This is a genomic window from Kitasatospora sp. NBC_00374, assembly GCF_041434935.1.
Classification (GTDB): domain Bacteria; phylum Actinomycetota; class Actinomycetes; order Streptomycetales; family Streptomycetaceae; genus Kitasatospora.
Genome location: NZ_CP107964.1, coordinates 4,710,913 through 4,733,454 on the forward strand (window position 1 = coordinate 4,710,913; position 22,542 = coordinate 4,733,454).

General features: G+C 71.8%; 23 protein-coding genes. 14 read left to right on the forward strand and 9 right to left on the reverse strand.

Annotated elements, in window-relative coordinates:
- Window positions 1-63: 63 nt before the first annotated feature.
- The 3 genes from OG871_RS21225 to OG871_RS21235 all read right to left on the reverse strand — a co-directional run bounded on the left by OG871_RS21225 (window position 64) and on the right by OG871_RS21235 (window position 3,373).
- Window positions 64-939 (reverse strand): hypothetical protein, encoded by an 876-nt coding sequence (locus tag OG871_RS21225; protein ID WP_371498544.1) that lies wholly within the window; start codon window positions 937-939, stop codon window positions 64-66.
- Window positions 940-1,331: 392 nt separating this feature from the next.
- Window positions 1,332-2,051 carry a phosphatase PAP2 family protein gene (locus OG871_RS21230; RefSeq protein ID WP_371498545.1) on the reverse strand — a complete coding sequence of 240 codons (720 nt, stop codon included), beginning with the start codon at window positions 2,049-2,051 and terminating at the stop codon, window positions 1,332-1,334.
- Window positions 2,052-2,197: 146 nt separating this feature from the next.
- Complete coding sequence (locus OG871_RS21235) at window positions 2,198-3,373, reverse strand: NlpC/P60 family protein (protein WP_371503373.1); 1,176 nt, start codon at window positions 3,371-3,373, stop codon at window positions 2,198-2,200.
- A gap of 249 nt (window positions 3,374-3,622) precedes the next feature.
- Here OG871_RS21235 and OG871_RS21240 point away from each other — a divergent pair, with 249 nt between their 5' ends.
- The 6 genes from OG871_RS21240 to OG871_RS21265 all read left to right on the forward strand — a co-directional run bounded on the left by OG871_RS21240 (window position 3,623) and on the right by OG871_RS21265 (window position 11,312).
- Window positions 3,623-3,973 carry a hypothetical protein gene (locus OG871_RS21240; RefSeq protein ID WP_371498546.1) on the forward strand — a complete coding sequence of 117 codons (351 nt, stop codon included), beginning with the start codon at window positions 3,623-3,625 and terminating at the stop codon, window positions 3,971-3,973.
- Window positions 3,974-4,077: 104 nt separating this feature from the next.
- On the forward strand, window positions 4,078-4,905 hold the full coding sequence (locus OG871_RS21245; protein WP_371498547.1) for a hypothetical protein: 828 nt from the start codon (window positions 4,078-4,080) through the stop codon (window positions 4,903-4,905).
- A complete protein-coding gene (locus OG871_RS21250) occupies window positions 4,895-6,178 on the forward strand; it encodes a hypothetical protein (protein ID WP_371498548.1) in 1,284 nt (427 codons plus the stop codon). Before OG871_RS21245 ends, OG871_RS21250 begins: the two co-directional genes overlap by 11 nt.
- Window positions 6,179-6,185: 7 nt before the next feature.
- Window positions 6,186-7,760, forward strand: coding sequence for an SCO6880 family protein (locus OG871_RS21255; protein ID WP_371498549.1), 1,575 nt, complete (start codon window positions 6,186-6,188; stop codon window positions 7,758-7,760).
- Window positions 7,761-7,779: 19 nt separating this feature from the next.
- Window positions 7,780-9,129 carry an ATP-binding protein gene (locus OG871_RS21260; protein ID WP_371498550.1) on the forward strand — a complete coding sequence of 450 codons (1,350 nt, stop codon included), beginning with the start codon at window positions 7,780-7,782 and terminating at the stop codon, window positions 9,127-9,129.
- Window positions 9,130-9,482: 353 nt separating this feature from the next.
- A complete protein-coding gene (locus OG871_RS21265; protein ID WP_371498551.1) occupies window positions 9,483-11,312 on the forward strand; it encodes a bifunctional UDP-sugar hydrolase/5'-nucleotidase in 1,830 nt (609 codons plus the stop codon).
- A gap of 63 nt (window positions 11,313-11,375) precedes the next feature.
- On the opposite strand, the gene OG871_RS21270 is transcribed toward OG871_RS21265, so the two are convergent.
- The 5 genes from OG871_RS21270 to OG871_RS21290 form a co-directional block, all read right to left on the reverse strand.
- On the reverse strand, window positions 11,376-12,881 hold the full coding sequence (locus OG871_RS21270) for a sensor histidine kinase (protein WP_371498552.1): 1,506 nt from the start codon (window positions 12,879-12,881) through the stop codon (window positions 11,376-11,378).
- The gene (locus OG871_RS21275) at window positions 12,878-13,651 is read right to left on the reverse strand and encodes a response regulator transcription factor (RefSeq protein WP_371498553.1); all 774 of its coding nucleotides are present in this window, start codon (window positions 13,649-13,651) and stop codon (window positions 12,878-12,880) included. Before OG871_RS21275 ends, OG871_RS21270 begins: the two co-directional genes overlap by 4 nt.
- A gap of 59 nt (window positions 13,652-13,710) precedes the next feature.
- Window positions 13,711-14,889 (reverse strand): S1C family serine protease, encoded by a 1,179-nt coding sequence (locus OG871_RS21280; RefSeq protein ID WP_371498554.1) that lies wholly within the window; start codon window positions 14,887-14,889, stop codon window positions 13,711-13,713.
- A 100-nt stretch (window positions 14,890-14,989) separates the two neighbouring features.
- Window positions 14,990-16,033 carry a LacI family DNA-binding transcriptional regulator gene (locus tag OG871_RS21285; protein WP_371498555.1) on the reverse strand — a complete coding sequence of 348 codons (1,044 nt, stop codon included), beginning with the start codon at window positions 16,031-16,033 and terminating at the stop codon, window positions 14,990-14,992.
- A 133-nt stretch (window positions 16,034-16,166) separates the two neighbouring features.
- A complete protein-coding gene (locus tag OG871_RS21290; RefSeq protein WP_371498556.1) occupies window positions 16,167-16,907 on the reverse strand; it encodes a response regulator transcription factor in 741 nt (246 codons plus the stop codon).
- Window positions 16,908-17,569: 662 nt separating this feature from the next.
- Between OG871_RS21290 and OG871_RS21295 the strand changes: the two genes are divergently transcribed.
- From OG871_RS21295 to OG871_RS21320, 6 genes are all read left to right on the forward strand, one after another.
- Window positions 17,570-17,875, forward strand: coding sequence for a MoaD/ThiS family protein (locus OG871_RS21295; RefSeq protein ID WP_371498557.1), 306 nt, complete (start codon window positions 17,570-17,572; stop codon window positions 17,873-17,875).
- Between the two features lie 73 nt (window positions 17,876-17,948).
- Window positions 17,949-18,668 carry a DUF2993 domain-containing protein gene (locus OG871_RS21300; RefSeq protein WP_371498558.1) on the forward strand — a complete coding sequence of 240 codons (720 nt, stop codon included), beginning with the start codon at window positions 17,949-17,951 and terminating at the stop codon, window positions 18,666-18,668.
- Window positions 18,669-18,943: 275 nt separating this feature from the next.
- Window positions 18,944-19,024 (forward strand): putative leader peptide, encoded by an 81-nt coding sequence (locus tag OG871_RS21305; RefSeq protein ID WP_350637490.1) that lies wholly within the window; start codon window positions 18,944-18,946, stop codon window positions 19,022-19,024.
- A gap of 218 nt (window positions 19,025-19,242) precedes the next feature.
- A complete protein-coding gene (locus OG871_RS21310) occupies window positions 19,243-20,079 on the forward strand; it encodes a sulfurtransferase (protein WP_371498559.1) in 837 nt (278 codons plus the stop codon).
- Between the two features lie 34 nt (window positions 20,080-20,113).
- Window positions 20,114-20,404 carry a DUF1416 domain-containing protein gene (locus OG871_RS21315; RefSeq protein ID WP_371498560.1) on the forward strand — a complete coding sequence of 97 codons (291 nt, stop codon included), beginning with the start codon at window positions 20,114-20,116 and terminating at the stop codon, window positions 20,402-20,404.
- A gap of 62 nt (window positions 20,405-20,466) precedes the next feature.
- The gene (locus OG871_RS21320) at window positions 20,467-20,739 is read left to right on the forward strand and encodes a DUF3099 domain-containing protein (protein WP_371498561.1); all 273 of its coding nucleotides are present in this window, start codon (window positions 20,467-20,469) and stop codon (window positions 20,737-20,739) included.
- A 7-nt stretch (window positions 20,740-20,746) separates the two neighbouring features.
- Here the strand turns inward: OG871_RS21320 and OG871_RS21325 are convergent, their stop codons facing one another.
- On the reverse strand, window positions 20,747-21,109 hold the full coding sequence (locus tag OG871_RS21325; RefSeq protein WP_033821771.1) for a DsrE family protein: 363 nt from the start codon (window positions 21,107-21,109) through the stop codon (window positions 20,747-20,749).
- 271 nt (window positions 21,110-21,380) lie between these two features.
- Between OG871_RS21325 and OG871_RS21330 the strand changes: the two genes are divergently transcribed.
- Window positions 21,381-21,965, forward strand: coding sequence for an FABP family protein (locus tag OG871_RS21330; protein ID WP_371498562.1), 585 nt, complete (start codon window positions 21,381-21,383; stop codon window positions 21,963-21,965).
- Between the two features lie 89 nt (window positions 21,966-22,054).
- A complete protein-coding gene (locus tag OG871_RS21335) occupies window positions 22,055-22,525 on the forward strand; it encodes a Fur family transcriptional regulator (protein ID WP_371498563.1) in 471 nt (156 codons plus the stop codon).
- Window positions 22,526-22,542 lie beyond the last annotated feature (17 nt).

Below are 22,542 nucleotides of genomic sequence, written 5' to 3' on the forward strand. Positions count from 1 at the left end.
CGGGCCCGGCCACATGGCACGGACGGGTCATCTCTGCCGCCGAAACGGGTGGGACACCGCGGACTACCTCGCGGTGGGGGACTCGGAGGCCTGCATCGCGTAGATGTCGGCCGCCGCGGGCTCGGCCGCCTCCACCGGCTTGCCGAAGTCGTCGAGCGAGACCGTGGAGACCACCTTCACCTGGTCCTTGGCGGCCTTGGAGCCCGCCACACCGGTGAAGTTGAAGGTCTCGACCACCTTGCGCAGCCGCCCCTGGGCGTCCAGCCAGGCCTCGTAGGGGACCTCCTTGGCGGTGAAGGTCTGGGCGGCCATCCGCAGCGAGTCCGCCCCGCGGCCGCCGGTGGCGTCGGCCGCCTTGGCCAGATCCAGGGCGCCCTTGTAGTGCTTGAGCTCGACGCCGCCGACCGTCTCGGTGCCGACCAGCTCGGCGGAGGTCACCCCGCGCAGCGCGCCAGCGGCGCCGGCCGGGTCGGTGGCGCCGCTGCTGACCAGGTTGCCGTCGGGGAGCTGGCGGACGTCCAGCTTGACCCACTTGCCGGCCGGGATCTTGGCGCCGCTGTTCTGCAGGTAGACCGTGCCGGGCAGGACGACCTCGAGGATGGTGCCGGTGGTCGCCGCCCCGGGCGGCACGGTGATCTCCAGCCGGCCGATCCGCTTCACGTAGTCGTACCCGCCGGTGCCGGTGAACACGGCCTTCTTGTCCGCGGACTCGGTGCTCAGCTCCGTCCTGGCGTGGGCGGAGCCGGTGCGGCCGGTGATGTCGGCGGCGCTGCGGACGGCGGTCAGCGGATCGGCGGAGAGCCGGTCCGCTGAGCTGCCCTGGGGGCGGCCGTCGCTGCCGCCGCCACCGCAGGCGGCCAGGGCTGCGGCCAGCACCGTCACCGCTGCGGCGGTCCGGACAGGCTGCGCGGACCGGCGGCTCTTGATCGGCTTCTTCACTCTCGACACAACCCCCTCGGGCGCGGGTGCCCGGCAAGCAGCTACCCCGGGTGGGCAGAGCTCTTCACCGTCAAACGAGCCGACGGCTCAAGGGTTACGCCAATGGGGGCGTGTGGAAGTCGTCGCGCGCCGGGTGCGGATCGGGTTACCGTGAGGCACGTGTACAGCGAGCTGCCGGCTCAGCCCGGTGCGGCACCCGTGTCGGACCATCGCGTCTCGGTCGACGAGCGCGGGTCGTTCTGCTTCGCCGGTTGCAGCTGCGGCTGGGTCGCCCCGGCGCGGCGCTCCCGGGACCGCGCGCGACGGGACGCCGCGGAGCACCTGGCACAGTCTCAGCAGCCCGTGGAGCGGTACTGAAGCGGCCGTGGCGGGCGAGGCCCGCCGGGGGCGGCTCAGGCCGCCAGATCGCGCTCCTGCGGGGGCTCCTCGGAGGCCGCCACCGGCCGGGCCCGGCGGGAGGCGGCGCGGCGGCGCCGGGAGGGCGCGGTGCGCCGCGGCCCGGCCACGATCAGGGGTGCCACGGCGGTTCTCGTCAGCGCGTGGCAGAGCGGGACCAGCACCGCCATCGCGATCGGGGCCAGCAGCAGCACCACGGCGGTGGCCAGCGCGTAGCCGCCGAGCACATCGGTGGGGTAGTGCACGCCCATGAACATCCGGCAGAAGCCCTGGAGCAGCGCCAGCACGCCGGCCACCAGGCCGAGCCGCCGGTTGACCAGCATCAGGGCCACGGCGATCCCCATGGACATCGCCGAGTGGTCGCTGACGAAGGAGAGCGTGCCCTCCTTGCCCTCGACCAGGACGTCCAGCTCGGGATGGTCGACGAACGGGCGCGGGCGGTCGACGATGGCGGAGATGGGCAGGTTGGCGAGCTCGGCGATGGCGACCGCGAGCGGTGCCCAGAGCAGGCCGGCCACCGCCACCGGGGCGTCGGGGGCGCGGCGGGCGCCCAGCCAGGCGGCCAGGCAGACGGCGGCGAGGCCCAGCAGGATGCCGTACTCGCCCACCCAGGAGACCAGGCTGTCCACCCAGCCCGGCGCGGATCCGGCCAGTCCGTTGATGGCGCGCAGCAGGTCGAGATCGGGGTCGCCCGTGTCGGCAAGCAGCGTCGGCACGCCACACCTCCCTCTCTCATCACATGGGTCCCACGGTCCACTGGACAAGAACGCCGTGGACGGGGATCAGGTTTCCATCAGGAAGCCCTGTTATGGAAACTTGACTGACCGTCCACTGGACACCCACACGGTGTGGTGTCGCCGAGTCAGCTCTTTGCCGGGCTTTGACCGGCCGTCGCGGGGCTCACGGCGGCGGGGCCCGGGAGGCCGGGGGCGGGGGCCGCGAGGGCCTGGGCCGCCGGGCTCGCGGCGCCCGCGCCGGGGTTGCCGCCGCTCGGACCGCCGCCGCCGGTGATGCTGCCGTCCGCCGCGCGCACGGGCAGCGCCTCGGCGCCGTCCTGGGTGATCCGGGTGGCGCCGATGTAGTCGCGCTGGTCGATCCGGTCGTAGCGGATCACCGCGCCGGTGTGCGGAGCGTCGATCATGTAGCCGCCGCCGACGTAGATCCCGACGTGGTGGATGGAGCGCGGATCGTTCAGGTCGTTGGCGAAGAAGACCAGGTCCCCCGGGCGGAGCTGGTCCCGGGAGGGGTGCTCGCCGGCGTACCACTGGTCGTTGGCGACCCGGGGGAGCTTGATGCCCACGCTCTCGAACGCGGCCTGGGTGAGGCCGGAGCAGTCGAAGCGGCCGTTCTGCGAGGGCAGGCCCTCGCCGCCCCAGAGGTAGGGCGTGCCGAGCTTGGTCTGGGCGTAGTAGATCGCGCCGGCCGCCTGGTGGGAGACGCTGATCGCGGCGCCGGCCCCGGAGGCGGCGGGTGCGGTGAAGCTGCGGGCGAGCGCCTGGATGCTGCGGACGTAGCCCTGGGTCTCGCGGTACGCGGGGATGCCGCCGGCCCTTATCACCGCGTAGGGGCCGGCGTTGTAGGCGGCGAGCATGTTGGCCTGGCGGTCGCCGGGGACCTTGGAGACGTCGTTCGCGAGGGCGCAGTCGTAGGTGGCGGCGGAGGCGATGGCGTCGGACGCGTCCCAGATGTCCCGTTTGCCGTCGCCGTTCCCGTCCGTCCCGTAGGTCGCCCAGGTGGCCTCGAGGAACTGCGCCATGCCATAGGCCTTCGCGGGGCTGCGGGCTGACGGGTCGAAACCGCTCTCCTGGTAGAGCTGCGCGGCGAGCATCGGGGGGGAGATCTCGGGGCAGAGAACGCCCCATTTCTGGATCAGCGGCTGGTACGCGGCGGGCACGGTGCCGCTGGAGAGGCCGAGGTTGTTCGCGGCCTGCTGGGGCGCGCCACTGGCGGCGAACGTCCCGACACTGACCAGGCCGACGAATCCGAACGTCACAACTGCCGCAGCGGCGGCGGCTGCGCCTGCCTTGCGGAGTACCATCAGCACCATCCCGACGAAGCGTCAGTCGTCAGTGTCCCGGAAGGCGTTGCTCAGCGCAATCAACGCGAACACATAGAGTGAGCCGTATCCTTCGTACGGTGGACATCCTGTCGTACGTGTCCCGTGCCGCACGACCAATCCGCGAGAAGTAGCCAAGTCGACATCAGATCTGGCCAAGAATAGGACCGGCCCCTTCGCTCGACCATGGTTCGGGGCCTTGAATTTGCCTGATCGGGCGGTGAGACGGAAATGAACCTGAGCAGCGTGGGCAGCAAGGTGACCGGGTACCTGGCGGAGGATCCGCCGAAGAAAGCCAACATCGACACCATCATCGGTGGGATCGCGCCCGACTGGGGCCCGTTCGCCAGCCTCGGCTCCGAGGCCCGGGTGATGGTGGAGGTCGTCATGGCCGTGGCCATCCTGGCGTGCCTGGGGCTGGCGGTCTGGGGTGCGGCCAAGCAGCGGATCGGCGCCACCGCGATGAGGGACACCTTCAGCGCCGAACAGGGCAAGGGGCTGATCATCGCGGGCCTGACCGGCGTGTTCATCATCGGTTCCCTGGGCACCCTGTTCACCATTGTCTACGGCATGGCCATCTGACGATCAGATAGTCGTCCCGGCGGACCGGTCGCGCCGCGTCTGCTGGGGCTGTCGTGTGTCACCACCGGAGTCCCACCCGGGCTCCCCGCACCAGGAGGGCCGCCGTGCCGTTGTCCGACGACCAGCCGCACACCCGTACGCGGCTACCGGTCGCCGAACAGTCCTCCTACCAGGTGAGCGGACGTCAGCCACGGCCACTGCGGACCCTGCTCGCCGTGCTGGTGGTGGTCACCCTGCTGGTGCTGGCCATCTCGATCGCCAACCGCGGCAAGCCGGACCCGGGCGGGGCCACGGGCTCCGCCGACCGGACCGGCGGGTCCGCCGGCGACGCCGTGCCGGCCCCGGCCAACACCGCCGCCAGCGGCCAGCAGCCGGTCGCCACCTCCGCCAACGGGGTCGCCAACGGCTTCCCGCACACCGACCAGGGCGCCCAGTCGGCCGCGGCCAACTACGCGGCCGCGCTGGGCTCGGCCGAGATGTTCCAGGCCGACCCCCGGCACACCCTGGTCGCCGCCGTCGCCGATCCGACCGTCACCCCGCAGCTCCAGGAGCGGCTGGACAGGGCCTTCGGCCCCGAGACCGTCGCCGGCTTCGGACTGGACGCCCAGGGCAAGGCCCCCAAGGGGCTGACCTTCGTCAGCCGCAGCGTCCCGGTCGGCACCAGGACCACCAACTTCGCCGACACCGCCACCAAGGTCGAGGTCTGGTGCACCGGCCTGTACGGGCTGGCCGGCGAGAGCTCCACCAAACCGGTCTCCCAGGACTGGTACACGCTGACCGTCACCATGCGGTGGAACGGCAGCGACTGGAAGGTCACCGACTTCTCCCGCGCCGCCGGGCCGGCTCCCGTACCGGGCGACCAGCAGGCGGCCACCGCCGAGGACATCACCAACGCCGTCAGGCAGTTCGGAGGCTTCCGCTATGCCCGCTGACGGCCCAGCCCGCCTGCTACCCCGGGCGGCCACGCTCGGCGGCGCCATGGCGGCCCTCCAACTCGCCGCCCTGGTGACGGCCCAGCGGGTCTTCGCCGACCCCTCCCCGACCCCCTCGCCCAGCCCCTCGGTCTCCAAGTGCGCCGGCCAGGAGGCGACCGTCCTGGGCGCCGACCGGCTCTGCGCGCCGCCCGGCGCCGTCGTGGTGCCGGGCAGCGGCACCGTCTCCGGCGTCACCGACCCGCTCGGCTCGCTGGCCAAGGGCTGCGCCCAGGCGGCCGCCTGGGTGGTCCGCAAGCTGTCCGGCGCGATCGACGGCACCACCCAGGTCGACTTCACCAACGCGGCCTTCCTGCAGCAGTACGCGGTGGTCTTCGCCGGGTCCACGATCATCACCCTGGTGCTGTGGCTGCTCGCCGTCACCAAGCGGGCCGTCCGCGGCGCGCCGCTCGGCCAGGCCTTCGCCGAGGCGATCGGCTTCCTGTGGCTGACGGTGGTGGCCTCCGCCTTCACCCCGCTGATCCTGTTCACCCTGGTCAGCGTCACCGACGGGCTGACCGCCGCGATCGCGGCCGGTACCAAGTCGGACACCGGCACCTATCTGGGCGGCTTCGCCGACACCCTGGAGAAGGGCACCATGGGCGGCGGCCCGCTGATCCTGATCATCGTCTCCCTGGTGGCGGTGCTCGCCGCGGCCGTGCTCTGGATCGAACTGCTGATCCGCGCCGCGATGCTCTACGTCGGCGCGCTGCTGGGCACCGCCGTCTACGCCGGGCTGGTCGACAAGCAGCTGTGGAAGCACGTCCGCCGCTGGGCCGGCCTGATGCTCGCGGTCGACCTGGCCAAGCCGATCATCGTGATCATCCTCGGCCTGGCCGGCGCGGTCGCCACCGGCGCCGGCGCGGACGACGACTTCGCCCGGGTGCTCTCCGGCCTGGCCATCCTGTTCCTGTCGATCTTCGCCAGCGCCGCCGTCTACCGCTTCGTGCCCGGCCTCGGCGACGAGATGCTCCAACTGCGCAACGCGCGGGCGGGCGCGGTCTCGGCCGGCTCGGCGATGATCAGCGGCCCGGCCAACCTGGTCAAGCAGGGCATCTCCACCCACGGTTCCCGCGGCGGCCCGCAGACCGCCAACGCGTCCTCCGGCTCCGGCTCCGGCGGCGGTTCCGTCGCCCCCGGCATCGCCGCGCACGCCGGCCGCACCCCCGCGGCCGCGCCGCCGCCGCAGGCCCCGCCCATGATCCGTGACAGCAACTCAGCGAAGGGGGGGTGACGGGTCGGTGAGCAGCGAACCGCTCGGCCAGTACGGAGCCCAGTACGCCCAGCCGTACGTCCACCAGCGCCGCACGTACCTGATCGGCAAGTCCCGGCCCAACGCGCCGATCGGGCGCAACCGGGAGACCGGCGAGATCGTGCTGATCATCTTCGGCGCGTTCCTCGGCATGATGTGGGGCCTGCTGCTGCCGATCCTGCCGCTGCGGATCGCCGGGCTGGTCGGCTTCCCGCTGCTCGCCATCATGGCGGTCTACGTGCCGTACCGGCGGCGCACGTTCTACAAGTGGGCCGAGATCAACCGCACCTACCGGCGGACGCTGCGCAGCGGCCGCGCGGTGTGGAAGTCCGAGGTGATCGACGCCGGTACCCGGCTGGACGGGCGGGAGATCGAGATCGGTCCGCCGCCCGGGGTGGGCCGGCTGCGCTGGCTGTCCGCGCCGTTCGGGCCGGACGAGGTCGCGGTGCTGATGCACCTGGAGCGCCGGACCGTCACCGCCGCGATCGAGATCGAGGGCCCGGGCGTCGGCCTGCGGGACTCGGAGGACCAGGAGACCCTGGTCGACCGGTTCGGCACCCTGCTCAAGCACGTGGCCAACGGCGACGGCTTCGTGACCCGGCTGCAGATCCTGGCCCGGACGCTGCCCGCCGACCCGGACGCGCACGCCAAGGACGTCGAGCGGCGCGGCTCCCAGGAGGCGCCGCGCTGGCTGAAGGAGTCCTACGACCAGCTGCAGTCGATGGTGTCGACCTCCTCCGAGCAGCACCGGGCCTACCTGGTCGCCTGCATGCACTACACCCGGGACCTCGCCGCCGAGGCGCACGCCATGGGCCGCACCGCGGACGGCCGCCGGGTGCGGGACGACGACGGGCTGGCCACCGTGATGGCCCGCGAGCTGACCGACATCTGCGCCCGCCTGGCGGAGGCCGACATCCGGGTCCGCCAGCCGCTCGGCCAGGCCCGGCTGGCCTCGCTGGTGCACTCGATGTACGACCCGGACCACCCGATCGACCACCTGCAGGCGATGAGCCGGCGCAACGCCTGGCCGGCCGAGCTGGACGCCACCCACCCGCAGCTGCTGACGGCCAAGACCCGGGAGTCCGCCACCCGCGAGCCGTGGTGCCACGCCACCGCCTGGATCAAGGAGTGGCCGCTCACCCCGGTGGGCGTCAACTTCCTGGCCCCGCTGCTGGTGCACACCCCGGACGTGATCCGGACGGTCGCCGTGACCATGGACCTGGAGCCGACCGACGTCGCGATCGAGCGGATGCTCACCGAGAAGACCAACGACGAGGCCGAGGCCAACCGCGCGGCCAAGATGAACCGCACCGTCGACCCGCGCGACCTGGCCCACACCGGCCGGGTCGACCAGCGCGGCGACGACCTCGCCTCCGGCGCGGCCGGCGTCAACCTGGTCGGCTACCTCACCGTCTCGGCCCGCAGCCCCGAGGCGCTGGCGCGCGACAAGCGGACCATAAGGGCCTCGGCGGGCAAGAGCTACCTGAAGCTGGAGTGGTGCGACCGCGAGCACCACCGGGCCTTCGTCAACACCCTCCCGTTCGCCACCGGCATCCGCCGCTGACCCCTCAGGAGGCACCGTCATGGCGATCGGCAATCTGACCGAGGCCTTCACCAGCCTGATGTTCGGCAAGGTGGAGACCACCCGGCTCCCCGTCCGTACCTCCACCGGCCAGGCCCAGGCCGTCTACCTGCCCACCGCCGCGCCCGGCCTGGGCGACTCCGGCGTGATCATCGGCCGGGAGGTCTACAGCGGCAAGGGCTACGTCTACGACCCGTTCCAGCTGTACGGCCAGCAGCTGCCGGCCCCGCACTGGCTGGTGCTGGGCGAGTCCGGCAACGGCAAGTCCGCGCTGGAGAAGACGTACGTGCTGCGTCAGTTGAGGTTCCGCGACCGCCAGGTGGTGGTGCTGGACGCGCAGGGCGAGGACGGCGTCGGCGAGTGGAACCTGATCGCCAACGCGCTGGGCATAAAGTCGATCCGGCTCGACCCGATGTCCGCCAGGGACGGCGGCGTGCGGCTGAACCCGCTGGACCCGTCGATCACCACCACCGGCCAGCTGTCCCTGCTGCGCACCATCATCGAGGTGGCGATGGGGCACGGGCTGGACGAGCGGGCCGGCTTCGCGCTGAAGGCCGCGCACGCCTATGTGATCGGGTCGGTGACGGACCGCCAGCCGGTGCTGGACGACATCATCAACACCCTGCGCAGCCCGGAGCTCTCGTCGATCGCCTCGCTCGGGGTCGCGGTGGACGACGTGCAGTCCTGGGGCCTGGACGTGGCGCTGGTGCTGGACCGGCTGGTCGACGGCGACCTGCGCGGCATGTTCGACGGGCCGACCACGGACGGCATCGACCTGGACGCGCCGCTGATCGTCTTCGACCTCTCCCACATCGACCGCAACTCGATCGCGATGCCGATCCTGATGGCGATCGTCGGCGTCTGGCTGGAGCACACCTGGCTGCGGCCCGACCGGGTGAAGCGGATCTTCCTGGTCGAAGAGGCCTGGCACATCATCAACAGCCCTTTCGTGGCGCAGCTGTTCCAGCGCCTGCTGAAGTTCGGGCGCCGGCTCGGCCTGTCCTTCGTGGCGGTGGTCCACCACCTCTCCGACGTGGTGGACGGGGCGGCGGCCAAGGAGGCCTCGGCGATCCTCAAGATGGCCTCCACCCGGACCATCTACATGCAGAAGGCCGAGGAGGCCAGAGCCACCGGCCGGGTGCTCGGGCTGCCGCGCTGGGCGGTCGAGATCATCCCGACCCTCTCGCCCGGTATCGCGGTGTGGGATGTCAACGGCAACGTCCAGGTGGTCAAGCACATCATCACCGAGGCCGAACGGCCGCTGGTCTACACGGACCGGGCGATGACCGAGGACGCGGTGGCCGAACGCGAGCGCGCCGAACAGCACTTGGCGGCCGAGCCGAGGCGCTGAGGCGGGTCCCGGGCCGGGCTAGTGATGATCACCACTGGTCCGGGCCGCCGGGTCCCGTGCGCGGGGCCGGCCCGGGTCGCGCGGGCCGGCGCGGCGGCCTGGTTGGTCATGTCCACTTCCCCTTCGGTCGCGCGGGTCCTCCGTCGGCGAACCGTTCGGGTGTCCGTCCCGGACCCGGTCGGGCCAGGTCGGACGGCGGGTCAGAAATCAGCAGGCCGACAGGTCCTGGAAACCCGGTCGTTACGTCCAGGGTCCTGACAGCTACGCGCGTTGACCCTAGGCTTCACCGTCATATGGCACCTGCCAGCCCGGCCCCGTCCCACCCGGGGCCCCGACGGTCCAGGGGATCCCTCATGCCCACCACCGGTCTCACCGGTCGCTACCGCAAGGCGACGTATACCGTCGCCGCCGCCGCAGGCCTGTTCGGCACCGTGATCGTGCCCGGCGTCGCCCAGGCGCACGACTACGACGACTACGGCTACGGTCACCACCACAAGCCGAAGGTCGTCGACCTCCAACTGCTGGCCATCAACGACCTCCACGGCAACCTGGAGCCCCCGGCGGGCTCCTCGGGCACCGTCAAGGAGATCGACCCGGTCACCAAGCAGACCGTCTCCACCCCGGCCGGTGGCGTCGAGTACCTGGCCACCGCGCTGCGCGAGGCCCGCAAGGGCCACTCCAACTCGATCACCGTCGCGGCCGGCGACATCGTCGGTGCGAGCCCGCTGATGTCCGGTCTGTTCCACGACGAGCCGACCATCGAGGCGATGAACAAGCTCGGCCTGGACGTCACCAGCGTCGGCAACCACGAGTTCGACGAGGGCGCCAAGGAGCTGCTCCGGCTCCAGAACGGCGGCTGCCACCCGACCGACGGCTGCTACACCAAGGGCCGGAAGTTCAAGGGCGCCAACTTCGAGTACCTGGCCGCCAACGTCACCAACGAGAAGACCAACCGCCCGATCCTGGACCCGTACTGGGTGACCAAGGTCGACGGCGTGAAGGTCGGCTTCATCGGTGTCACGCTGGAGGGCACGCCCAACATCGTGACCGCCGAGGGCGTCAAGGGCCTGAAGTTCGGCAACGAGGTCGCCACGATCAACAAGTACGCCGCGGAGCTCAAGCGCAAGGGCGTCAACTCGATCGTGGCCCTGATCCACGAGGGCGGCTACCCGGCCAGCCCGGTCTACGACTTCGACTGCGGCGCGGGCGGCTCCGGCGTCTCCGGGCCGATCGTGGACATCGCCAAGAAGATCGACCCGTCCGTCGGCGCGATCGTCACCGGCCACACCCACAACGCCTACGCGTGCAGCATCCCGGACCCGAACGGCGTCCCGCGCTCGGTGACCAGTGCGGCCTCCTTCGGCCGGCTCTACACCGAGATCGACCTGAAGATAGACAAGCGCAGCGGCACGGTCGTCCGCCCCTCGGTCACCGCCGCCAACCACATCGTCCGGCAGAACGTGCCCAAGGCCGCGGACATCACCAAGCTGATCGAGTACTACCGCGCGCTGGCCGCCCCGATCGCCAACCGCCCGCTCGGCTGGATCAGCGCCGACATCAACGGCCGCGGCTCGACGGACCTGGAGAAGCCGCTCGGTGACGTGATCGCCGACGCGCAGCTGGCCGCTCTCGCGCCCAAGGAGAAGGGCGGCGCGCAGATCGCCTTCATGAACCCCGGCGGCATCCGTTCCGACCTGGTCTTCAAGGCCTCCGGAGCCGAGGGCGACGGCGTGGTGACCTACGGCGAGGCGTTCACCGTCCAGCCGTTCACCAACATGATGCAGGTCAAGACGCTGACCGGCGCCCAGATCGTCCAGCTGCTGCAGCAGCAGGTGAGCGGGCCCAACGAGGCGGCGCCGAAGATCCTGCAGAACTCGGCCGGCTTCACCTACACGCTGGACATGACCAAGACCGGCGCGGCCCGCGTCCTGGTCGACTCGGTCAAGCTGAACGGCACCGCGATCGACCCGGCCGCCTCGTACCGCGTCGCGGCCAACGAGTTCCTGGCCGGTGGCGGCGACGGCTTCCCGGCCTTCGCGGCCGGCACCGACAAGCTGGTCGGCGCCTCGGACCTGGACCTGTTCGCCGCCTACCTGGGCGCCAACAGCAAGGCGGGATCCCCGCTGAAGGTCCCGGCCCAGGACCGGATCAAGATCATCGGCCCCGGCGCGGACAACGACTGACCGCCGTACCGCTGAGCGGGCGGGGCACCTTCGGGTGTCCCGCCCTCGGCATGCCGGGGCCCGTTACCGCGGCGGGGCCGCTTCGCCGGGCAGCAGGATGGTGGCCAGCGCGCCCGGGCCGCCGTCCGCGGCGGGGCCGAGCGACACCTCACCACCGCTGTCCCGGACGGCCTGCGCCACGATCGACAGGCCGAGCCCCGACCCCGGCAGCTGCCGCGAGGACGGCGAGCGCCAGAAGCGGTCGAAGACGTACGGCAGTTCCTCCGCCGGGATGCCCGGGCCGTGGTCACGGACCGTCAGCCGGCCGGCGTTCAGCCCCACCTCGACGGCCCCGCCGGGCGGGCTGTACTTCACCGCGTTGTCCAGCAGGTTGATCACCGCCCGTTCCAGCGCGGGGCCGTCGCCGTGCACGTACCAGGGGCTGATGTCCAGCTCGAAGACGAGCCCCGGGCCCCGCAGCCGGGCCCGGTCGACGGCCCGTTCGGCGATCTCGTGCAGGGCCACGACGGACATGTTCTGCCCGGGCTTGGGGGAGTCCGGGCGGGAGAGCTGCAGCAGGTCGCCGATCAGCAGGGTCAGCTCCTGCATCTGCGCCTTCATGTTGCCCAGCATCCTGGCCCGGGTGGCGGGCGGCAGCGCCCGGCCGGTGTCGTCGCTGCGGATCAGCAGGTCGACGTTGGTCCGCAGCGAGGTGAGCGGGGTGCGCAGCTCGTGGCCGGCGTCCGCGATCAGCCGGGTCTGCCGGTCGCGGGAGTTGGCGAGCGCGGTGGACATGGAGTTGAACGAGGTGGACAGCCGGGCGATCTCGTCGCTGCCGTGCACCGGGATGGTCGTGCCGACCTCCTCGGTACGGGCGATGTGCTCGACCACGTCGGTGAGGTCGTCGACCGGCCGCAGCGCGGACCGGGCGACCAGGCGGCCGATGAACCCGGCACCGACCGTGCCGACGCCGACCACGGCGAGCAGCACCAGCGCGAGGTTGTTCAGCGAGTCCTGGACGCTCTCCACCGGCAGGGCGACCAGCGCCACGTACTGCTTCAGGGGCTGGTTGAGCTGCGTGACCTTCACCGGGAAGGCCAGTACCCGGGCGGGCTTGCCGTCCACGTACTGGCCGTCCCGGTAGGAGACCGTGCGGGAGGTCAGCACCGACAGATCGGCGGGCGAGGTCTGGATGGCGCGGGAGGCGCCGTCGGGGAAACAGGCCGAGCCGTCCGCGGCGATCAGCTCGATGTCCCACTTCAGGGGCCGGTGCCGGTCGGTCGCGGACTGGGCGACGGCGACCGCCGCCGCCGGCGTCGACGCGCAGGACAGGGCGTTGTCCTGCCGCGGCGGGCCGTTGAAGAACGGGTCCGCGGCCGCCTCGGCCAGGTTGTTGTGGACTTGCTCGTACAGCCGGTCCCGGACCAGGAACCAGCAGGCCAGCGCGGACAGCGCGATCGCGAACGCCACCGCGGCGGCGGTGAGCATGGACAGCCGGCTGCGCAGCGAGCGGCTGCGGTACCACCGGACCGGCCCGCGCCGCGCGCGCCTGGGCGGGTGGGCGGGCTTCGGCGGGACGGCCTCGCTCACGCTGCCGCGCCGGTGGCGCTCCGCAGGGCGTAGCCGACGCCTCGGACGGTCTGGATGACGCGGGGCATGCCGCCCTGCTCGGTCTTGCGGCGCAGGTACATCACGTACACGTCGAGCGAGTTGGAGGACGGTTCGAAGTCGAAGCCCCAGACCGCCTTGAGGATCTGCTCCCTGGTCAGCACCTGGCGGGGGTGCGCCAGGAACATCTCCAGCAGCATGAACTCGGTGCGGGTCAGCTCGATCGGGCGGCCCTCGCGGGTGACCTCGCGGGTGGCGAGGTTCATCCGCAGGTCGGCGAAGGCCAGCACCTCGCTGGCGTCGGTGTCGACCGAGGCCCGGGCGGCGGCCTCGGCGGCGAGGGCGTTGCGGCGCAGCAGGGCGCGGACCCGGGCGAGCAGTTCGTCCAGTTCGAAGGGCTTGGCCAGGTAGTCGTCGGCGCCCACGTCCAGGCCGGTGACCCGGTCGCCGACCGCGTCGCGGGCGGTGAGCATCAGGACCGGTACGGCGTCGCCGCGTGAGCGCATCCGGCGGACGGTGGTGAGCCCGTCCATCCGGGGCATCATGATGTCGAGCAGCACGAGGTCGGGCCGCTGGCGTTCGACGGCCTCCAGGGCCTCGTAGCCGTCGGTGGCGGTGGCCACCTCGTAGCCCTCGAAGGCGAGGCTGCTCTCCAGGGCGTCCCGCAGGGCGGGCTCGTCGTCGACCACCAGAACGCGGGCGGTGGGGCCCGCGGCCTCGGCAGGGGTGCGGTCGTCGGCGGGGGGATTCATGGGCTCGGGCCCTTTCTGAGTCCGTACGGTCTGGCCATTGTCCTGCGGTGGGGCCCGGTTTACAGGTTCTGACCGGCCTGCAGCTCGGAGAGGACCTGCTTGACGTCGTTGATCGGGATGGCGAAGCCGAGGCCCACGCTGCCCGCCGTGCCGGAGTCGGCGGTGGAGCCGGCGCCGCTCGCCGAGTACATCGCGGAGTTGATCCCGATCACCTGGCCGTTGGCGTTGAGCAGCGGGCCGCCGGAGTTGCCGGGGTTGAGCGCGGCGTCGGTCTGCAGGGCCTGGTACGTGGCGGTGTCGCCGCCGGCCGCGGTGGAGCGGCTGCCGTTCAGGCCGGGCAGGTTGGGGAAGCCGAAGCCGCCGTTGCCCCGGGTGGAGCCCTCGTCGACCTGGACGGTGACCTTGCGGTTCATGGCGCTGATGATGCCGGAGGTGACCGTCCCGGTCAGGCCCTCGGGGTTGCCGATGGCGACCACCTCGTCGCCGACCCGGACGCCGGAGGAGTCGCCGAGCGCGGCCGCGGTGAGGCCGGAGACCCCGGCGGCGTCGATCACGGCGATGTCGAGGCCCTTGTCGGTGCCGGTGACGGTGGCGGTCGCGGTCTTCCCGTCCTTGAAGGTGACGGTGACCCGGCCGCCGTCGGAGACCGCGCCGGAGATCACGTGGTAGTTGGTGAGGATCTGTCCGCCGGAGGTGACGACCACGCCGGTGCCGGTGGCGGTGCCGCTCGCGGTCTTCACGGTGATCTGGACGACGCTGGGCGAGACGGCCGCGGCGATCGCGGAGACGTTCGCGGTGCCGTCGGACTTCGCCGAGACCGGGCTGACCAGGGTCGAGGCCGCACCGGCCCGGTCGTCGTGGGCGTCCGCGAGCACGCCGCCGGTGACGCCGCCGATCAGGGCGGCGACGGTGGCGACCGCCGCGACCAGGACGAGCCGGCTCTTGAGCAGGCCGCGCCGGGCCCGGTGGCCGCGGTGGTCGGCCGGACCGGTCGCGGGCTCGGGCGGGGCGGGCGGTTCCGGGGTGCCGGGCCGGTCGTGGTGGGAGCTGCCGGTGTCGTCCCGGAGCACCGTGCCCTCCAGGACGTGCGCGGTGGGCGGCTCGACGGGCTGCGGCGGGGCCCAACCGGGGTGCTGACCGTGCGGGTCGTGGTGGCCCTGGGCGTGGGAGCCCTGGGCGTGGGAGCCGTACGGGGCGTCGGGGTGCCGGTCCGGGTTGCTGCGCTGCTGCTCGCTCATGGAGCCACGGTCCGCCCGGATCATGAGGATTCGATGAGAGCGGGGTCAGAGCCTCCCGAGAAGCCCGTTGACTTCTCATAAAGCCTGGTCAGCGCACGGATTACGGCTGGTCGGCGCCGCCGCAGCCGCAGGAGCGGCGGATCACCAGGTGGGAGGGGAACTTGCGGACCCGCTCGGTGCCGGAACCGGGGACCATCAGCGAGTCGTCCAGCACCAGGTCGACGGCGGCCCGGGCCATCGCGTCCCGGTCCGAGGCGACGGTGGTCAGCGGCGGGTCGGCGAGCGCCGCCTCGGGGATGTCGTCGAAGCCGGCCACCGCGAGGTCCTCGGGGACCCGCAGGCCGACCTCGCGGGCGGCCCGCAGCACGCCGATCGCCTGGTCGTCGGTGGAGCAGAAGATGGCCGGCGGCCGCTGCGGGGAGCGCAGCAGCTTCACCGCGACCTCGTAGGCGCCGTAGCGGTGGAACGGGGCGTCGACCAGGTTCGGCTCGACGGCCAGCTCGTGCGCCTCCATGGCGCGCTGCCAGCCCTCGACGTGGTCGATGACCGGGTCGCCGGGCGCGGGGGACTCCACCGGGCCGCCGAAGCAGACCACGTACGGGTGGCCGTGCACCTCCAGCAGGTGGCGCACGGCCTCCTCGGCGCCGACGACGTCCTCGGTGACCACCGCGACGTCGTCGATCGCCTCGGGGCGGCGGTGCAGCAGCACCACCTTGGCGCCCTCCATGGCGGCGAACTCCTCGGCCGCGCGCTGCGAGGGGCCCTGGCTGACCAGGATCAGGCCGGAGACCCGCATGCCGAGGAAGGCGCGGACGTAGTGGACCTCGCGGTCGTCGACGTAGTCGGAGTTGCCGATCAGCACCAGCTTGCCGCGCTCGGAGGCGGCGCGTTCCACGGCGTGCGCCATCTCGGCGAAGAAGGGCTGCCGGGCGTCCGGCACCACCATGCCGATCAGGTTGGTGCGGCGGGAGGCCATCGCCTGGGCCACGCTGTTGGGGCGGTACCCGAGCTGCTCGATCGCAGCGAGCACCTTCTCCTTGGTCGCGGGCGCGACAGGGCGCGGCCCGTTGTTGATCACATAGCTGACGACCGCGGTCGAGGTCCCAGCCAGTCGGGCTACATCGTCGCGCGTCACCTTGGCCACGCAGGGAGTCTACGCGGGTGGCGCGGCAGCGGTATGAGCAGTGTCACGGCGTCCCGGACCGGAACCGGCGGCGATTCGGGCATAGCGCGACAAGCCGGGCGGCCGGCGGAGGTGGACCCCGCCGGCCGCCGGATCAGGCCTGCTGCGCGGCGCCGGTCGAGGCGCGCGCGGGCTCGCTGCCGGGGCGCTCGCCCTTGTCCGGCTTCTCCGGCACCACGAACCGGTAGCCGACGTTGCGGACGGTCCCGATCAGCTGCTCGTGCTCGACCCCGAGCTTGGCCCGCAGCCGTCGGACGTGGACGTCCACCGTGCGGGTGCCGCCGAAGTAGTCGTAGCCCCAGACCTCCTGCAGCAGCTGCGCCCGGGTGAAGACCCGGCCGGGGTGCTGGGCGAGGTACTTGAGCAGCTCGAACTCCTTGAAGGTGAGGTCGAGGACGCGGCCCTTGAGCTTGGCGGAGTAGGTGGCCTCGTCGACCGAGAGGTCGCCGTTGCGGATCTCCATCGGGCTGTCGTCGGCGACCACCTGCAGCCGGCCCATGGCCAGCCGCAGCCGGGCCTCGACCTCGGCCGGGCCCGCGGTGTCGAGCAGGACGTCGTCGATGCCCCACTCCGCGGTGACGGCGGCCAGGCCGCCCTCGGTGACCACCAGGATCAGCGGGCAGCCGATGCCGGTGGAGCGGAGCAGCTGGCACAGGCTGCGGATCTGCGGCAGATCACGCCGGCCGTCGACCAGGATGACGTCGGCGCTCGGGGTGTCGACCAGCGCCGAGCCCTCGGCGGGCGCGACCCGGACGTTGTGCAGCAGCAGCCCGAGGGCCGGCAGTACCTCGGCGGACGGCTGGAGGGCGTTGGTGAGCAGGAGGAGAGAACTCATACCCGGTAGTCCCCTTTCCGGGTCGTCGCGGTCGCAGGACGTCGGGTGGCGTGGCCGCCCGTCGCGACTGCGTGGTGGGGTGGGGGGACGTCCGCAGGGTGAGATCCGGCCGATTCGGCAGCGCGCACGGCGGTGCGGGGCGGGTGCCAGAGGTCCCGCAACCCCTGGTGGTGCTCCGCAGCTGCCCTGCCCATCCGCGAACCTTCCGGTCTGTGCCCGCGCCGGGCGGGGGCCCGGCGCCGATTGCGACACCCCGGCGGACTGCGGCACCTCGTTGTACCGCGCTCGCGGGGCGGTCCTCGCTGAGCGGCGCGGGTGGGCGCCGTTCGCAAGGACGTCCGTACTGGCGTCCTGAAAGCACAAAAGGACCCGGGGGCGACTCTGCCCGGATCCCTTACGGCACGAGAATAGCCGACCACACCGCGCAGCGGGAGGGTGCGGAGCGTGACAGGGCCGGGATCCGGCCCCTGGTGGGCGTGACCTCCGACACCCGGGGGCGCTTGCGGCGGTCGGTCCGCGACCTGGGGTGTTGTCGCCCGGGTGGGTGATGGGGTCATCATGGAAGCCGCACCGGCCGCACGGTACGTGTACACCTTTGGCGTGGGCGGCCCGGCACAGGAGCCGGCCGCCGCACCGGGCGAGGACCACTGGAAGGGGTTGCCATGACTGCGACCACCGATGCCCGGACCGCGGACGCCTCACCCGTTCGAGTGAGCGGCACGATGCGCTACTGGGCTGCCGCCAAGGCGGCGGCGGGCGTGGCCGAGGAGCCGTACCTGGCGGCCACGCTGGCCGAGGCACTGGCCGCGGTCCGCGCCCGGCACGCCGGCCGGCCGGAGCTGCTGCGGGTGCTCGGCGCCTGCTCGTACCTGGTCGACAGTGACCCGGTCGGCGGGCGGGACCATGCCGCGGTGCGGCTGAGCGCGGGCGGCACGGTCGAGGTGCTGCCGCCCTTCGCCGGGGGCTGAGCCCCGCGGCCGGGGTGCCGTCCAGGAACCATGGCGCCCGGGGTGATCGTCGTATCTCCGTACGGCTGTGAGGATGGACGACGGCACGCCGTCCGGCGGCGACGACCCACGGGGGAGTGAGATGCGGGGCTGGCTGAAGCTGACGATCGGTCTTGGGGTGCTGACCGGCCTACTGGTCGGGGCGGACCGGGTCGCGGTCGGGGTGGCCGAGGACGAGGCCGCCGACCGACTGGTGAGCAGCGGCCGGCTGAGCACCCGGCCGAACGTGTCGATCGACGGTTTCCCCTTCCTCACCCAGGCCCTGTCCGGCGAGTTCGACGGCGTCAAGCTCGCCGCGGACGGGGTGCAGGTCAGCGACGGCCGCCAGCAGGTCTCGGTGCACGCCTTCAAGGCCAGCCTCTCGGGCGTCTCGGTCGGCGACTCCTACCGCAGCGCCACCGTCCGCAGCGCCACCGGCAGCGGGCTGATCTCGTACCCGGACGCCGCCAAGCTGGTGCAGGGCGCGGAACGGCTCGACTTCTCCTACGGCGGGCCCGGCAAGGTGAAGGCCTCGGTGGCGGGGATCTCGATCGGCGAGGGCAAGGTGCACAGCGAGGGCAACACCGTGGTCGCCGACGGGTTCCAACTCACCGGCATGGCGGCGGCGTTGAACGGGAAGATGAAGGATCTGCTGGCGCCGCGGAGCTTCACGCTGAGCCGGCTGCCGGCCGGGCTGAGCCTGGCGGGGGTGACCCCGGAGCCGGAGGGGCTGCTGCTCGACTTCCGCGGCAGCGACGTCCGGCTGATCGGCTGATCGGCTGACCAGGGGACCGGCTGACCGGGCGGCCCCGGTGTCGCCCGCCTCCGTCCCGTCTCTTCCGTCCCGTCTCTTCCGTCCCGCTCCGCGAGACGCGCTGTCCAGCGCCGACCCGCGGAGCGGTGTCGTCCGGCCGTCCGGGAGGTGCCTGTGGCACCCCGGCGAGGCGCCGCAAGGGGGACGGGCGGGCAAATCTCATCATTCGAACATTCCGGTCTCACTATTCGACACGCTGATGACAGCGGGCCCGGGATGTCCCTAGCATCGTCGACATGAAGCGACAGGCGGATCTCACGAAGCGGCGGGCGGTAGACCTGTGCCGCGTGTCCACCTGCCTGTGTCGAATGCGCTGACCGGGCAGTTCTGACCGGTATCTCCGGCTCGCCCGACCCGCTGCGACGGCCCGACCCGCGATAGTGGGCGGCGTTCGCACCTCCAGCTCCCGCACCACCGGCCCCAGGCCTCCCGCACTCCGCCCTGTCCCACTATTCGGACAGAAGTCCGGACGGGCAGCGCCGGGCGCCCCCTGAACAGCCTCTTCCGCCAACCGCCCCCGGATGGAGAAACCACCATGAGCCGCAGCGACGTCCTGGTAGACGCCGACTGGGTCCAGGCCCGCCTGGACGACCCGAAGGTCGTCGTCGTCGAGGTCGACGAGGACACCTCCGCGTACGACAAGAACCACATCCGCAACGCCGTCCGGATCGACTGGAAGAAGGACCTCCAGGACCCGGTCCGCCGCGACTTCATCGACCAGGCCGGCTTCGAGGCGCTGCTCAGCGCCAAGGGCATCGCCAACGACGACACCGTGGTGCTCTACGGCGGCAACAACAACTGGTTCGCCTCGTACGCCTACTGGTACTTCAAGCTGTACGGCCACGGCGACGTCCGCTTGCTGGACGGCGGCCGCAAGAAGTGGGAGCTCGACTCCCGCGAGCTGGTCGTCGAGCAGCCCGAGCGCCCCGCCACGGCGTACCGGGCCAAGGCCGTGGACTCCTCGATCCGCGCCTTCCGCGACGACGTCGTGAACGCGATCGGCACCCTGAACCTGGTCGACGTGCGCTCGCCCGACGAGTTCTCCGGCCGCCTGCTCGCCCCGGCCCACCTTCCGCAGGAGCAGTCGCAGCGCCCGGGCCACGTCCCGACCGCACGCAACATCCCGTGGGCCAAGAACGCCAACGACGACGGCACCTTCAAGTCGGACGAGGAGCTCGCGGCGCTCTACACCGCCGAGGGTGTCGACCTGGCGAAGGACACCATCGCCTACTGCCGCATCGGCGAGCGCTCCGCGCTCACCTGGTTCGTGCTGCACGAGCTGCTGGGCCAGGAGAACGTCAAGAACTACGACGGCTCCTGGACCGAGTACGGCAGCCTCGTGGGCGTGCCGATCGCGCTCGGCGACAACTGAGCCTCGGCTCCACCGTAAGAGAGGGAAGACAGACATGTGCGGTGCGAAGGCCGGCGGCCCGGACCTGGCAGGAGTTGACGTGGCCAGCGAGACGATCATTCAGGGTTCCGTGACCCGAGGCGAGGAGCCGGTGCACGGTTACGTGCGCCTGCTCGACCAGAACGGCGATTTCACGGCGGAGGTGCCCACCTCGTCGACCGGACAGTTCCGGTTCTTCGCCCGCCCCGGTACCTGGACGCTGCGCGCCCTGGTGCCCGGCGCGAGCGTCGACCGCGTGGTGGTCGCCTCCCAGGGCGAGCTCACCGAGGTCGCGATCGCGGTCTGAACCCGACCGTGAGCGTACGAGGGCCCCTGCTCGGCAGGGGCCCTCAGCCATATCCTGGAGGTGTGCGGGCACACCGGCGCCACGTGCGCTACTTCGTGATGATGGGGGTCTGCCTCGGCCTGTTCGTGCTGGCCTGGGGCGTGGTGCGGTTCTGGTCGGTGCCGGCCGCGATCGGGATGTGCGTGGTGGCGATGGTGATCCCGCCGCTGGCGGCGGTCCTCGCCAACCGGCGCGACCCGGACGACGACTGGTGGAACGACCCGCGCTGGGACGACCCGAAGTGGGACGACCCCGGCCACGACCGGGACCACCCCGACCACGAACGCCGGCCGTAGGGCGTCCTCAGTAGACCAGGGCCTGCACGCCGTCGGCCATGATCTCGCTCAGGAAGACCTGGGCGCCCGCGATCCGGACACCCTCGACGGTGTCCTTCTCCTCGATCCCGCGCCGTGCCGCGCACTGGGTGCACAGGGTGACCGTCCCGGCGGCCAGCACCGACTCCAGCAGGTCCGGCAGCGGCGCCGCGTGCGGCAGTTCGAACTCGGCCGCCCGACCGGGCAGCGCGAACCAGGAGGACTCCCCGGTCAGCCAGAGCGAGACCTCCACGCCGCTGGCGACCGCGACCGCGGCCACCGTGAAGGCCTGCGAGCAGCGCTCCGGCGCGTCGGCCCCGGCAGTGACCTTGATGACCAGCTTCTTCGACATGGCGACACCCTAGCCCGACGTGGTGGGGCTCACCGTGAGCGCGGGATCACCGTTGGATAGACTCGGCCGCGTCCGCCCTGTATGCCAATGCCGTCAATGGGAGCACCCGTGTCCGGTCTCGAAATCTTCTTCGACAGCCTGCTGGCTCTGATGGCCGTGCTGATCACCTGGTTCGCGATCTTCTCGGTGATGAAGCTCTACCAGGGCCAGCGCTGACCGCGACTGCCGTACGGTTGATGGCGAACCCGTCCCGACGACAGTGACCAGGAACATGATCGAGATCCCTTCAGACCTCCACAAGGACGTCGTCCCGCTGGCCTTCCTCCTGGGGACCTGGGAGGGCGCAGGCGTCTTCGACTTCCCCGGCAGCGAGAAGTGCAACTTCGGCCAGGAGGTCGTGTTCCGGCACGACGGCCGGGCCTTCCTGGAGTTCCGCTCCCGCACCTGGGTGCTGAACAACGAGGGCGAGAAGGTCGGCCCGCTGGAGAACGAGCACGCCTTCTGGCGCGTCACCACCAACCAGCACGGCAGCACCGGTGAGCGCGAGATCGAGGTCTCCTCCGTCCGCGACGACGGCACCGTGGAGATCTGGTACGGCAAGCTGCACGACGGCAAGCCGCAGATCGACCTGGCCACCGACGCGGTCGCCCGGATCGAGGGCTCCGCCGCGTACACCGGCGGCAAGCGGCTCTTCGGCCTGGTCGGCGAGGAGCTGCTGTGGGTCGGCGAGAAGGCCGCCCCCGAGGTGCCGCTGCGGCCGTACATGTCGGCCCAGCTCAAGAAGGTGCTCAACCCGGCCAAGCTGATCCAGGACATCGCGGACCTTCCGGACGACGGCATCGCCTTCTTCCGCTGAGCCCGCCCAGCACGGCACAAGATGAGGGACCGACCGCCCGGTCGGTCCCTACACTTGTCTCACGACCTCGACCGGGCAGGGACGACACCGTGGCCAACACCGACACCCCCAGCGGACTCCAGGGCACCACCGACTGGAAGACCGACCTGCGCGAGCGCGGCTACCGGCTCACCCCGCAGCGCCAGCTGGTGCTGGAGGCGGTGGACACCCTCGACCACGCCACCCCGGACGAGATCCTCTCCCAGGTCCGCAAGACCGCCAGCGGGGTGAACATCTCCACCGTGTACCGCACGCTGGAGCTGCTGGAGGAGCTGGGCCTGGTCAGCCACGCGCACCTCGGCCACGGCGCCCCCACCTACCACCTGGCCGGCCGCCACACCCATCTGCACCTGGTCTGCCGGGACTGCGACAAGGTCACCGAGACCGACACCGCGATCGCGGCCCCGCTGATCGACAGCCTGCGCGCCGAGCACGGCTTCGACACCGACCTCAAGCACTTCGCGATCTTCGGCCGTTGCGCCGACTGCACCGCGAAGCGGGAGCAGCCGCAGGCCGGTTGACCGAGGACTCCGACCGG

Bases quoted from the DNA above. Each gene is read 5' to 3' on its own strand.
- OG871_RS21235 (WP_371503373.1), bottom strand. From the start codon at position 3,373: ATGGTACTCCGCAAGGCAGGCGCAGCCGCCGCCGCTGCGGCAGTTGTG.
- OG871_RS21240 (WP_371498546.1), top strand. From the start codon at position 3,623: ATGAACCTGAGCAGCGTGGGCAGCAAGGTGACCGGGTACCTGGCGGAG.
- OG871_RS21250 (WP_371498548.1), top strand. From the start codon at position 4,895: ATGCCCGCTGACGGCCCAGCCCGCCTGCTACCCCGGGCGGCCACGCTC.
- OG871_RS21260 (WP_371498550.1), top strand. From the start codon at position 7,780: ATGGCGATCGGCAATCTGACCGAGGCCTTCACCAGCCTGATGTTCGGC.
- OG871_RS21265 (WP_371498551.1), top strand. From the start codon at position 9,483: ATGCCCACCACCGGTCTCACCGGTCGCTACCGCAAGGCGACGTATACC.
- OG871_RS21275 (WP_371498553.1), bottom strand. From the start codon at position 13,651: ATGAATCCCCCCGCCGACGACCGCACCCCTGCCGAGGCCGCGGGCCCC.
- OG871_RS21280 (WP_371498554.1), bottom strand. From the start codon at position 14,889: ATGAGCGAGCAGCAGCGCAGCAACCCGGACCGGCACCCCGACGCCCCG.
- OG871_RS21290 (WP_371498556.1), bottom strand. From the start codon at position 16,907: ATGAGTTCTCTCCTCCTGCTCACCAACGCCCTCCAGCCGTCCGCCGAG.
- OG871_RS21295 (WP_371498557.1), top strand. From the start codon at position 17,570: ATGACTGCGACCACCGATGCCCGGACCGCGGACGCCTCACCCGTTCGA.
- OG871_RS21300 (WP_371498558.1), top strand. From the start codon at position 17,949: ATGGACGACGGCACGCCGTCCGGCGGCGACGACCCACGGGGGAGTGAG.
- OG871_RS21305 (WP_350637490.1), top strand. From the start codon at position 18,944: ATGAAGCGACAGGCGGATCTCACGAAGCGGCGGGCGGTAGACCTGTGC.
- OG871_RS21310 (WP_371498559.1), top strand. From the start codon at position 19,243: ATGAGCCGCAGCGACGTCCTGGTAGACGCCGACTGGGTCCAGGCCCGC.
- OG871_RS21315 (WP_371498560.1), top strand. From the start codon at position 20,114: ATGTGCGGTGCGAAGGCCGGCGGCCCGGACCTGGCAGGAGTTGACGTG.
- OG871_RS21325 (WP_033821771.1), bottom strand. From the start codon at position 21,109: ATGTCGAAGAAGCTGGTCATCAAGGTCACTGCCGGGGCCGACGCGCCG.
- OG871_RS21330 (WP_371498562.1), top strand. From the start codon at position 21,381: ATGATCGAGATCCCTTCAGACCTCCACAAGGACGTCGTCCCGCTGGCC.